Origin of the sequence: uncultured Xanthomonas sp. (genome assembly GCF_964278005.1) — a bacterium.
GTDB lineage: Bacteria > Pseudomonadota > Gammaproteobacteria > Xanthomonadales > Xanthomonadaceae > Xanthomonas_A > Xanthomonas_A sontii.
The window spans coordinates 47,283-59,546 of record NZ_CAXYKF010000020.1; the positions used below are offsets into that span (position 1 = coordinate 47,283).

9 protein-coding genes are annotated in these 12,264 nt (G+C 70.2%); 6 read left to right on the forward strand and 3 right to left on the reverse strand.

Annotated features, from left to right (window positions below):
* Positions 1-129: 129 nt before the first annotated feature.
* Both ACHWVH_RS12920 and ACHWVH_RS12925 read right to left on the reverse strand, forming a co-directional pair.
* A complete protein-coding gene (locus tag ACHWVH_RS12920; RefSeq protein WP_394687319.1) occupies positions 130-879 on the reverse strand; it encodes a hypothetical protein in 750 nt (249 codons plus the stop codon).
* A 118-nt stretch (positions 880-997) separates the two neighbouring features.
* The gene (locus tag ACHWVH_RS12925; RefSeq protein ID WP_394687320.1) at positions 998-4,720 is read right to left on the reverse strand and encodes an indolepyruvate ferredoxin oxidoreductase family protein; all 3,723 of its coding nucleotides are present in this window, start codon (positions 4,718-4,720) and stop codon (positions 998-1,000) included.
* Positions 4,721-4,910: 190 nt separating this feature from the next.
* On the opposite strand from ACHWVH_RS12925, the gene ACHWVH_RS12930 reads away from it, so the two are divergent.
* Together ACHWVH_RS12930 and ACHWVH_RS12935 are read left to right on the forward strand one after the other, a co-directional pair.
* Positions 4,911-5,522, forward strand: coding sequence for a M48 family metallopeptidase (locus ACHWVH_RS12930; protein ID WP_267083477.1), 612 nt, complete (start codon positions 4,911-4,913; stop codon positions 5,520-5,522).
* A 224-nt stretch (positions 5,523-5,746) separates the two neighbouring features.
* Entirely contained in the window at positions 5,747-6,661 is a 915-nt protein-coding gene (locus ACHWVH_RS12935; protein WP_295924982.1) for an AEC family transporter, read from the forward strand.
* Positions 6,662-6,859: 198 nt separating this feature from the next.
* On the opposite strand, the gene ACHWVH_RS12940 is transcribed toward ACHWVH_RS12935, so the two are convergent.
* Positions 6,860-8,353, reverse strand: a complete 1,494-nt coding sequence (locus ACHWVH_RS12940) for an AAA family ATPase (RefSeq protein WP_295943910.1) — start codon at positions 8,351-8,353, stop codon at positions 6,860-6,862.
* 127 nt (positions 8,354-8,480) lie between these two features.
* On the opposite strand from ACHWVH_RS12940, the gene ACHWVH_RS12945 reads away from it, so the two are divergent.
* From ACHWVH_RS12945 to ACHWVH_RS12960, 4 genes are read left to right on the forward strand one after another with little or no spacing between them, the layout of a single operon-like run.
* A complete protein-coding gene (locus tag ACHWVH_RS12945) occupies positions 8,481-9,113 on the forward strand; it encodes a ParA family protein (protein WP_017913046.1) in 633 nt (210 codons plus the stop codon).
* A gap of 15 nt (positions 9,114-9,128) precedes the next feature.
* Entirely contained in the window at positions 9,129-9,605 is a 477-nt protein-coding gene (locus tag ACHWVH_RS12950; protein WP_010340932.1) for a histidine phosphatase family protein, read from the forward strand.
* A complete protein-coding gene (locus ACHWVH_RS12955) occupies positions 9,596-10,216 on the forward strand; it encodes a YceI family protein (protein WP_394687321.1) in 621 nt (206 codons plus the stop codon). Before ACHWVH_RS12950 ends, ACHWVH_RS12955 begins: the two co-directional genes overlap by 10 nt.
* A complete protein-coding gene (locus ACHWVH_RS12960) occupies positions 10,216-12,237 on the forward strand; it encodes a phospholipase D family protein (RefSeq protein ID WP_394687360.1) in 2,022 nt (673 codons plus the stop codon). The genes ACHWVH_RS12955 and ACHWVH_RS12960 overlap by 1 nt, the downstream gene beginning before the upstream one ends.
* Positions 12,238-12,264 lie beyond the last annotated feature (27 nt).

Sequence of the window (12,264 nt, forward strand, 5' to 3'; positions counted from 1 at the left end):
TCGGCAGCATCGCGATCGACCGGGATCCATCTGCATGGTAGTAGTGCGCTGCAAACCGTTGGGCATAGGCTGCATCGCCACCTGGTGACATGGCAGGTCGCGGCTGAAGCCGCTCCTGCAGCCTGGTTCCTACGGTCCGTCCGATGTCGGTGAGCTATCCGGAGGTTGTTGAGACGTCGATTGCGACGAATCGTCCTCCTCCGCCTCCGCCTCCGCGTCTTCCTTCAAGGCGGCATCCCACCAGGCCGGCGCCGCCAGCCGTTCTTCTCCATAGCCGTTCATGCAACCTGTTCGTTGCTGCTCCAGGCGCTTGTAGTCCAGGGTGAGACGCTGCACGTCCTGTTGCTCTGGCCACTCTGTGTAGGCGAAGTAGCCCTCGTACTGGTTCCCATTGATGCAGGCGATATACGAATCCGCCCGCAGCCCGGCTGCCTGAAAGACCAACACCCGCGCTTCGCCGTTGCGATCCAGGCGGCCATGGAAGACCGTCCATTTGCCCGACGCGCAACTCGCGCCGGAGATCCCCATGTAGCTCAGACACGGAATCGACCACACGTCCTGCTGGACGCGGATCCTAGCGCCCGAGAGTGGCCGATCGGGTCCCGCCACGACACGGATCGTGATGAACCGCGGCATGATCCAGGGGCCGGCGTGCTCCGCCAGCAGGTAGAACAGCAGGATGGCGCCCACCAGCGCCACGCATGCGAGTTTGAGCAAACGCTTCACGCGATGTTCCTTCGAGGGTGATGCGGCCGTGGATCGCTGGCGATCCACGCAACGTGCGGATGATGCCCAAGGCTGGGCGCCCTGGGCGATGCTGCTGTCCTGCGTGCGGCTGGAGTCGGGTCGCGGCTGCAGCCGCTTCTGCGGCAGATGCATGGACGCCAGGGAACGCGGGAAGGCTGCAGGCGCAGCGCCAGCCGCGCCGCGTTCGGTCAGACGCCCCCGATGCCGCCACTGCGCCGCCGCTGCACGGCGGCAGGCGTTCGTCTCCCGCTCAGGCCGCCTGCACGATATGCAGCGCCTTCGGATTGCGCCAGGTCGCCAGCAGCCGCGCTTCCTGTTGTTTGGCCTCGTGCAGGTGTGCTTCCTTGACGTGGCCGTAGCCGCGGATGTGTTCCGGAATGCTGGCGATCTGCACCGCCAGCGCCAGGTTGTCCGCCTGCAGCCGCTGCAGCAGTTCGTCCACGGTGGCGAGGTAGTCGGCGATCAACTGCCGTTCGCCGCGGCGCTCGGCGCTGTAGCCGAACACGTCGAAGGCGCCACCGCGCAACCGGCGCAGCTTGGCCAGCCACTTGAACGCGGTGAACATCCACGGGCCGTACTCGCGCTTGCGCAGCCGACCGTGTTCGTCCTTCTTCGCCAGCAGCGGCGGCGCCAGGTGGAAGCGCAGGCGGTAGTCGCCTTCGAACTGCGCCTGCAGCTGCTGCGCGAACGCGCCGCTGGTGTACAGCCGCGCCACCTCGTACTCGTCCTTGTAGGCCATCAGCTTGAACGCGTAGCGCGCCACCGCTTCGGTCAGCGCGGTCGAGACCGGCGCCACGCGCTGCTCGGCGGCGCGCACGCGCTCCACCAGCGTGGTGTAGCGCGCGGCGTAGGCAGCATCTTGGTAATCGGCCAGGAAGGCGTGGCGGCGTGCGACCAGTTCGGGCAGCGAGCGCGACAGACGGCTGTCGTCCAGCGGCGCGTGCCCGGCATCGCCGCTGTCGGCGGCAGCCGGCAATTCGCGCGCCGGACGCGGATTGGACGGATTGCGCGGCGCGGCGCTGGCACCGGCCTCGTGGCCTTCCCACTCGCCGGGCGGCAGCTGCTGCAGCCCCGGCGCCTGGCGTTCGCGTTCGTCCGCGGCCGGATCGGCGAGACCCGCCGCGCGTCGTACCGCCGGCAGGTCCAGCGCCGCCAGGCGGCCCCAGGCGAAGGCCTGCTGGTTCATCGCCACCGCTGCGCCGTTGAGTTCGATCGCGCGCATCAGCGCCGCGTGCGACAGCGGTACCAGGCCCTGCTGCCACGCGTAGCCGAGCATGAACAGGTTGCTGGCGATGGCGTCGCCGAGCAGGGCGGTGGCCAGCTGGGTGGCGTCGAGCAACAGCGGATCGCGCCCGCCCAGCGCCAGGCGCACGCCGGCAATGATCTCGGCGGCCGGGAACTGCATGTCCGGGTGCGTGGTGAAGGTGCCTGGCATCGCCTCGTAGCTGTTCAGCACCACCTGCGAGCGATCGCCGCGCACCTTGGACAGCGCCCAGTAATCGTTGACCACCACCATGTCGCAGCCCAGCACCAGGTCGGCCTCGCCGGCGGCGATGCGCACCGCGTGCAGGTCTTCGGGCTGGCGCGCAATGCGGATATGCGTGGTGACCGCGCCGCCCTTCTGTGCCAGGCCGGTCTGGTCGAGCACGCTGGCACCCTTGCCCTCCAGGTGCCCGGCCATGCCCAGCAGCGCGCCGATGGTGACCACGCCGGTGCCGCCGACGCCGGTGATGAGGATGTTCCAGGGCTGGCTCAGGTCGCTGCGGAAGCTTGGTGTCGGCAATTGCTCCAGCAGCGCCGCAGCGTCGGCCTTGCGGCCCTTGCGCGGCTGCCCACCGTGCACGGTGACGAAGCTGGGGCAGAACCCGGACACGCAGGAGTAGTCCTTGTTGCAGCTGGACTGATCGATCTGGCGCTTGCGCCCGTACTCGGTCTCCTTCGGCAGCACCGACACGCAGAAGCTCTTCTCGCCGCAATCGCCACAGCCTTCGCAGACCAGCGAGTTGACCAGCACGCGCTTGGGCGGATCGGGCAGCTTGCCGCGCTTGCGCCGGCGCCGCTTCTCGGTGGCGCAGGTCTGGTCGTAGATCAGCACGCTGGTGCCCTTGACCTCGCGCAGGCGCCGCTGCACCGCGTCCAGCTCGCTGCGGTCGTGGAACTCCACGTCGCTGGGGAACAGCTCGCGGCGGCGCGTCCACTTGCCGATGTCGTCGCTGACCAGGGCGATGGTGTGCACGCCTTCGGCGCGCATCTGCCGGGCGATGTCGGGCACGCTGAGGGTGCCGTCCACCGGCTGCCCGCCGGTCATCGCCACCGCGTCGTTGTAGAGGATCTTGTAGGTGATGTTGACGCCGGCGGCGATCGACTGGCGGATCGCCAGCGAGCCACTGTGGAAATAGGTGCCGTCGCCCAGGTTCTGGAACACGTGCGGGGTGTCGGTGAACGGCGCCTGCCCGGCCCAGGTGACGCCTTCGCCGCCCATGTGAGTGAAGGTGTCGGTGGCGCGGTCCATCCACGTCACCATGTAATGGCAGCCGATGCCGCCGAGCGCGCGCGAGCCTTCCGGCACCACCGTGGAGGTGTTGTGCGGGCAGCCGGAGCAGTAATGCGGCACGCGCGGGAAATTGGCGCGCGGTAGCGCCATCTCGGCTTCCTTGGCCTCCATCCAGCGCAACCGCTGCTCGATCGACTCCGTATTGACCGCAGCGGACTGCGGCAGACGCAGGATGCGCTTGCCGATCACCCCGGCGATGGTGGCCGGGGTCAGTTCGCCGGTGGACGGCAGGATCCATTCGCCGGCCTCGTCGTACTTGCCGACGATGCTCGGGCGCGGACCGGCGCTGGCCGGCCAGTTGTAGAACTGTTCCTTCATCTGCCGCTCGATGAAGGCTTTCTTCTCCTCCACCACGACGATGTCCTGCAGCCCGCGCGCGAACGCGGCGATGCCCAGCGGCTCCAGCGGCCAGGTCATGCCGACCTTGTACACGCGGATGCCGATGCGCGCGCAGGTGTCCGCGTCCAGGCCCAGGTATTCCAGCGCCTGCAGCACGTCCAGGTAGCTCTTGCCGGTGGTGACGATGCCCAGCCGCGCCTGCGGCGCATCCATCACCGTGCGGTCGATGCCGTTGGCGCGGGCGAAGGCCTGCGCCGCGCGCACCGCGTAGCGATGCAGGCGCATTTCCTGGTCCAGCGGCGGATCCGGCCAGCGGATGTTGAGGCCGCCCGGCGGCAGGTCGAAATCCTCCGGCAGCACGATCTGCCGCGCGAACGGATCCACCTGCACCGAGGCCGAGGATTCCACCGTCTCGGCGATGGTCTTGAAGCCGATCCAGCGCCCGGTGTAGCGGCTCATCGCCCAGCCGAGCAGGCCCATGTCGAGGATGTCCTGCACCCCGGCCGGATTGAGCACCGGCATCATCGCGCTGACGAACTCGTCCTCCGAGCCGTGCGGCAGGGTCGAGCTGCGGCACGCGTGGTCGTCGGCGGCCAGCGCCAGCACGCCGCCATGGCGCGAGGTGCCGGCGGCGTTGCCGTGCTTGAACACGTCGCCGCAGCGGTCCACGCCCGGGCCCTTGCCGTACCACATGGCATACACGCCATCCACGCGCGCGCCGGGGAACAGGTTGGTCTGCTGCGTGCCCCAGACCATGGTCGCGCCCAGGTCCTCGTTGAGTCCGGGCTTGAACACCACGTTGGCCGCGTCCAGGTGCTTGCGCGCGCGCCACAGTTCCAGGTCGAAACCGCCCAGCGGGCTGCCGCGGTAACCGCTGACGAAGCCGCCGGTGTTCAGCCCGGCGGCGCGGTCGCGCAGTTGCTGCATCAATGGCAGCCGCACCAGCGCCTGCACCCCGGACAGATAGATGCGGCCATCGGTGCGGGTGTACTTGTCTTCCAGCGTATAGCGGGTGTCCACGCCGTCGGCGGCCGCTGCGGCGAGGGAGGACGACGGACGCGGATCGGCGATGCGGTTCATGGCTTGCCCGGAAATGGAAGGCTGGCGGGCGCGCAGCGCCTGCCGCGCGCGGTCGCCCCGATTGTATCAGCGGCGATTTTTGCGCCCGTTCTCGTCCACGCCGGCCGTGGCGGGGTAGGATGGGGCCCGGGTGAGGGGATCACTCCAGGGGATTGCAGCAGTGAAGGCATACACATACGCAGTGGCCGCGATGCTGGCCTGCATCGGCCTGGCCACCGCGGCCAGCGTGCGGGCGCAGGCATTGCCGGCACCGAAAGAGTTCTACTTCGACGAAGACCGCGGCACCACCCGTCCGGTCACCGCCATCGCCGGCAGCGGCGAGGCCCTGGTGGACCGTCTGGCCAGTACCGTGCAGCGCGATCCCAACGCCAACGAGGCGCGCGCCCAGCTGGCCGGCATCGCCATGGCCGGCGGCCGCCAGGAACTGGGCGAACAGCTGTATCAGGCCGCGTTGCACGGGCTGCCCGCCGGCGTGCAGCGGCGGCAGGTGCAGTGGAACTATGGCTGGGATCTGCTGCGCGCAGGTGATCCGGCGCGCGCGCTGGCGCAGTGGAGCGCACTGGTCAACGGCCGCCCGGCGGCGCCGGACTGGCTGCCGCCGACCCTGGCGCTGGCGTTGTGGCGCCTGCAGCGCAAGGACGAGGCCGTGAAGTGGTACGCCGCGGCGGCACGCACCTGGCCGGACAAGTGGGGCGCCACCGCCGATTTCGCGGCGTTGCTGCCGGCCTGGCGCGACGACGAGCGCGCGACCCTGGCCGAAGTGCAGGCCGCCTGGAAGGCCGCGCCGCCGGCCTGGCCCTGAGGCACGCGGGTCCAGGAAGCACGACGCGGCCCGCGCGGGTGGCCGGCGCAATCTAGAGTCCGGGTGTGCCCGGTCGCACAGCGCACCGTGTCGCCGCGCCTGCGCGGAGCGCCGGCCCGTGCTGGGCGCAGGCCTGGTGCGGCTTCGGTCGCGCGATGCCTCGACGGCCTGCGTGCGCATGCCATGCGATGATGCCGCGTACCCGCTGATTTCGTGCTGTGCCGATGGCTTTCGATGCGTTCGCCCTGATGTTGGTCATGCTGGCGCTCGGCAAGCTGTTCGCGCGTCAGCGCGTCCTGCCGGCCAACACCACCGAGGTGCTCAACGGGGTGGTGCTGTACCTGTGCCTGCCGGCCTCGGTGCTGATCTACGTGCCGCGCCTGCAGTTCAATCTGGAACTGCTCGGATTGATGCTGACGCCGTGGCTGCTGACCGGCGTGAGCGCGCTGGCGATGCTGGGCTTGCGCCGGCCGTTGCGGCTGCGCCGGGATCAGCAGGCGGTGCTGCTGCTGTGCGTGGCGCTGGGCAATTCCAGCTTCATCGGCTACCCGATGGTGCGCGCGCTGCTCGGCGAGGCGGCCTTGCCGTATGCGGTGGTCTACGACCAGTTCGGCACCTTCGTGCTGCTGTCCAGCTTCGGCCTGTACGTGCTGGCGCGCTACAGCGGCGAGGCGCCGCCATCGCCGCGGCAGACCCTGCAGCGCATGGCACGCTTCCCGCCGCTGTGGGCGTTGCTGTTCGCACTGACGCTGATGCCGGCGCAGCCGCCGGCGTGGATCGCCTCCGGCCTGCAGCACCTGGCCGATGCGATGCTGCCGCTGGTGATGCTGGCGGTGGGGTTCTCGATCCAGTTGCGGTTGCCGCGCGAAGAACTGGCGCCGCTGGCCGCCGGCCTGGTGTTGAAGCTGCTGTTGCTGCCGGCCCTGGCCTGGCCGTTGTCGTGGGCGCTGGGCCTGCGCGGGCAGGCGCTGCAGGCCAACGTACTGGAATCGGCAATGCCGACCATGATCACCGCCGCGCTGCTGGCGATCTCGCATCGCCTGGCCCCGCGCCTGGCCGCGGCCCTGGTCGGCTACGGGATTCTGCTGTCGCTGGTCACGTTGCCGGCGTGGGCGTGGTTGTTGGGGGCGCTGCGTTGAGCCTGCGCCGGAGGGTGCTACCTGGATCGATGGGGTATGGCATGGCATGGGCGACGCACCCTCATCCGCCCCTTCGGGGCACCTTCTCCCGGAGGGAGAAGGAATTTAGAAGCCCCTCTCCCCCGGGAGAGGGGTTGGGGTGAGGGTCGGGCGCAGCCTCGCACAGCGGCATCGCCTGATCTCAGCAACCGCCTGCCGCTAATCCGCCGGCACCGTCCGCCCGCTTGCCCAGCTGCGCAGCGCCTGCACCTGTTCGGCCATCAGCACCGACAGTGGTCGGGTAGTGCGGATCTCCTGCATCAGCAGCTCGGTATCCAGCGGCCGCTGTTCGGCGTGCGCGGCATACAGCCCGGAGACGATCGCCTGCTCGATCTCGGCACCGGAGAACCCGTCGGCGGCGGCAGCCAAGGCCGGCAGCGCGAACGCGTCCGCATGCAGCTGCCGCCGCGTCAGGTGCAGGCGCAACAGCTCCACGCGCGTCTGCGGGTCGGGCAGGTCGACGAAGAAGATCTCGTCGAAGCGGCCCTTGCGCAGCAGTTCCGCCGGCAGCTCGTGCACCTGGTTGGCGGTGGCGACGATGAACACCGCGGCGCTGCCGTCGGCGCTGCCGCGTTCGGCCATCCAGGTCAGCAGCGTGCCGAGCACGCGCCGCGATACGCCGCCGTCCTCGCCGCCGCTGGCCAGGCCTTTCTCGATCTCGTCCATCCACAGCACGCACGGCGCCAGTTGCTCGACCGCGGCCAGCGCGTCGCGCAGGTTCTTCTCGGTCTCGCCGTGGTACTTGGCGTACAGCGCGCCCATGTCCAGGCGCAGCAGCGGCACGCCGAACCCCGCCGCGGTGGCCTTGGCCAGCATCGACTTGCCGCAGCCCTGCACGCCGAGCAGCAGCACGCCCTTGGGCGGGTCCAGCCCCGGCGGAGCGGTGCCGGCGAACACCGCGCGGCGCTGTGCGATCCACTGCTTGAGCCGGCGCGCACCGGCCACGTCCTCGAAGCGCGTGGCATCGTTGTCGTACTGCAGGTGGCCGCTGCGGTTGAGCAGTTCGAACTTGAGCTTGGCCAGTTGCGGCAGATCGGATGCGGTGAGCGCGCCGTCGGCGTAGATCAGTTGCCGGGCGATGCGCCGCGCGTCGATCAGGCTGAGCCCGCGCAGATTGCGCAGGATCTGCTTGACCGCCTCGCCGTCGACCTCGACCCGGCGTCCGCCGAACTCGCGCGCGTAGCCCAGCGCTTCCTCCTGCACCATCTTCAGCAGGGCGTTGGCATCGGGCAGGCGCGGATTGAAGCGGGTCGCCAGCGCCTCGAGTTCCGGCGGCAGTTCGATCCGCGTGCCGATCAGCACCAGCACGTGCGGCTGGCAGTGGCGGCGCTCGACGATGTCGCGCAGCAGCCGCTGGTGGCTGGCATAGCCCAGGTACGGGGTGACGTCGAGCAGCAGGTAGATGCCGCGCTGATCGGCCTGCTTGATCGCCTGCAGCACCGCGCTGGCATCCGGCGGCCCGCTCGGCGGGTCCTCGCGGTCCAGGTCGATGCGGCGCAGGCCCTCGGTGATCGACCAGCGGTGCAGGGCGCGCCAGACCTGCATCAAGGCCTGCCGGAACAGGTCGACGATGCGCGCCTCCTCCTGCGTCTCGATCACGATCAGGGGCGTGTTGGCGCGGATCAGCGCGACCAGGTCCTGCAGCTCGCTCATGGCATCGGAAGGCGAAGGGGGCCGCCACGATAGCAAGCCCGGCGGCTGGCGGCGTGCTGCGCGTTGACTACCGGCTGACGTAGGGCCGGTGTACGCTCCGGCTTCTTCCCCCGGAAGCGAGGCGTGCATGAAGACGATCCTGGTGGCCGGCTCCAAGGGCGGCGTGGGCAAGACCACGGTCGCCACGCACCTGGCGGCGTCCTACGCGCTGGCAGGCAAGCGCACGGTGCTGGCCGATGCCGATCCGCAGGGCTCCTCGACCCGCTGGGCCGAACGCCGTGCCGGCCTGGACAGCGCGGTGCTGCCGATCGACGCCAGCCGCAAGCGCAGCTGGCGCGCGGCGCTGCCCGACGACGCGCAGCGGGTGATCGTCGACGCCGCCGCCGGCGCCATGGCCGAGGACCTGACCCACTTCCTCGACGAGGCCGACGCGGTGGTGGTGCCGGTGATGCCCTCGGCGCTGGACATCGAGGCCACCGTCGGCTTCCTCAACACCCTGGCCAAGGTGCCGCGGGTGCACCAGCGCAAGCTGCCGGTCGGGCTGGTGCTCAACCGCAGCAAACCCTGGACCAATGCCACCCAGCAGGCGCTGCAGATGCTCGCCGAATGGCCCTACCCGGTGGTGGCGCAACTGCGCGACAGCCAGGCCTACGTGGTGCTGGTGGGGCTGGGCCGCAGCCTGTTCGATTACCACTCCGTCCAGGTCCGCGATCACCAGCAGGACTGGGAACCGTTGCTCAAGTGGCTCAAGAAGGCCTGACCGATGACCATCGTTTTGCGAGAAGTGATCCTGCTGCGCCATGCCCACGCCGAACCGGCCGACACCGGCCAGGCCGATTTCGACCGGCCGCTGTCGCCGCACGGCCTGGCCGAGGCCGAAGCCGCCGGGCGCTGGCTGCTGGAGCAGCGGCTGGTGCCGGACCGGGTGCTGTGTTCGCCGGCGCGGCGCGCGCGCGAAACCCTGGAGGCGGTGCTGGAGCTGACCGGCTACGTCGAGCAGCGCCTGGAGCCGCGCATCTACGAGGCGACCTCGGGCACCCTGGCCGATCTGCTGGACGGCCACCGCGACGTCGAGCGGCTGTTGCTGGTCGGCCACAACCCGGGCCTGGAGCGGCTGGCGGCACTGATGCACAGCGGCCAGTCCGGCGACTACCGCGGCATGCCCACCGCCAGCGTCGCCGTACTCGGGGTCCCGCACGACGCGGCGATCGAGCCGGGCGTGGCGCGCTTGACCGCGTTCTGGTGGCCCTGAGCCCGCTGCGCAGGTTCCTGCGGCCGGCGCTGTGCGCCGCGCTGCTGCCGTTGTGGCTGTGGTGCGCCGTCGGCCACGCGCAGGTGACGCCGGCCTTGCTGGCGCCCGGCGAATACGCCCTGGACCCGGCGCAGTCGCGCTTCGGGTTCGAGATCCGCACCCGCTTCGGCCAGCGCATCGAAGGCTTCTTCCCGCGCTACGAGGGCACCGTGCACGTGCTGCCCGATGGCCGCCACCAGGTGCACCTGCGCCTGTTCACCGCCTACGTGGAAATCCCCGGCAAGCCGCGCTACACCGGCTGGATGCGCGGCGAGGATTTCTTCGACGCGCCGCGCTACCCCACCGTGTCCTTCGACTCGCAGCCGTTCTCGCCGCAGGTGCTGGGCAAGGGCGGGCCGATCCCCGGCATCCTGAGCATCCGCGGGGTCAGCCACGCCGAGACGCTGACCGTCATGCCGGCCGCATGCACCCGCGCAGGCTATGATTGCGACGTCATCAGCCGCGGTACGGTATTGCGTGGACGTTACGGAATGGACAAGTGGGATCTGGCCTTGAGCGACCGGGTCACCTTCGTGCTGCGCGCACGCCTGACCGAGGCGGCCACTCGGTGATATCAAAATTGATGCGGGTGCTGGTGGTGGTGGCGCTGCTGCTCGGCAGCGGCTGCGCGAGCCTGTCGCAGGCGCAGCACGGCCGCGCCGTGGCGATCGCCGAGGCCGCGCGCGACCGCCAAGTCGACTGCACGCGCGGGGACCACTGCGCGCTGGCCTCGCCGCTGCGCGGGCTGGCCGGCAAGGCCTTCGCCCAGTCCGGCGACGGCACGCCGCGCCACTACGCCACCATCCTCGACCACGGCGAAGAAGCGCTGGTGGCGCGGATCAACCTGATCCGCAGCGCCAGCCGCAGCATCGACCTGCAGACCTACATCTTCGACAAGGACGACAGCGCGCGGCTGGTGATGGACGAACTGCTGGCCGCGGCGCGGCGCGGGGTCCAGGTGCGTGTGCTGATCGACCAGCTCTCGGCGATCTCCGACCTGCAGATCCTCGGCGCCCTGGCCGGCGCGCACGAGAACTTCTCGCTGCGCATCTACAACCCCACCTTCGGCCTGGCCAAGCCCAACTACTTCCACTACGCCGCCAGCGTGCTGTGCTGCTTCCGCCGCTTCAACCAGCGCATGCACAACAAGCTGCTGGTGATCGACGATGCGATCGGCGTGGTCGGCGGGCGCAACTACCAGGACGACTATTTCGACTGGGACGCCGAGTACAACTTCCGCGACCGCGACGTGCTGGTCGCCGGCCCGGTGGCGCGGTCGATGGCCGCCAATTTCGACGCCTACTGGGCGGCCCGGCGCAGCGTGCCGGTGGCGCGGCTCAACGACGTCGGCAAGCTGCTGCTGCGCCAGGGCGTGCCGGCGATGCCGCCGGCGCAGTTCCTGCGCCCGGAGCGGGTGCAGCGGGTCAGCGAGGAGGCGTCCGATCCGGCCTTCGTGGAGAACGCCTTCGTGCTGCCGGCGCTGCCGGTGAAGCATGTGGACTACGTCGCCGACCTGCCGCAGAAGCACCGCCGCGAACACGGCCCCAAGGCCATCTCCACCGCGCCCAAGCTCGACCGGCTGATCGCCGACGCACGCCAGGAGATCATCCTGCAGACGCCGTACCTGGTGCTGTCGGACCCCGCGCAGGAGATCTTCCGCGACCTGCGCAAGCGCACCCCGCCACCGCGCGTGGTGGTGGCCACCAACAGCCTGGCCGCCACCGACAACCCGGTGGTGTATGCACTGTCCTACAAGTACAAGCGCCGCAACCTGCGCGAACTGGGCTTCGACATCTACGAGTACAAGCCGTTCCCGCTGGATGCGCCGGTGGACTACGCCAACCTGCTGCCGGCGCCGTTGCAGGGCGAGGTGCCGGCCGCGCCGGCCAGCGGCGAAAACGCAGGCGAGCACGGCGGCGGCGATACCGGCAGCGGGCGCAACACGCTGCTGGGCGGCAGCGCCGCCGGACGCAGTTCGCTGCTCGGCAGCGGCAGTGGCGGGCCGTCCGGCAGCCGCGGCGACGGCAGCCAGGTCGCGCGCCGCGTGCTGCGCACCGAGACCCGTCCGTCGTACCTGAGCCGGCGCATCGCCAACCGGCCGCTGCCGGTGACCCGCGAGGGCGCGCGCATGGGCCTGCACGCCAAGTCGCTGGTGGTGGACCGCCGCGTCGGCGTGATCGGCACCCACAACTTCGACCCGCGCAGCGAGACCTACAACACCGAGGGCGCGGTGATCGTCGACGATCCGGCGTTCGCGCAGGCGCTGGCGGCCAGCATTGGCCGCGACATCGAGCCGGAGAATTCCTGGGTGGTGGCGCCGCGGGTCAAGCCGCCGGTGCTGTCGGGCCTGAACTACAGCATGGGCAAGGTCTCCGAGGCGCTGCCGGTGCTGGACTTCTGGCCCTGGCGCTACGCCACCGACTACGAATTCCAGCCCGGCCCCGACTGCCCGGCGCCGCTGACCCGGCGCGACCCCGGTTTCCACCGCTGCTACAGCGCGGTCGGCGACTTCCCCGAGGTCAACGTCGGCCCCAAGTGGCTGCTGGTGCGGATGTTGACCGCGTTCGGCTCTGGGCTGGTGCCGATTCTTTGAGGGGCGGGGATTCGGGATTGGGGATTG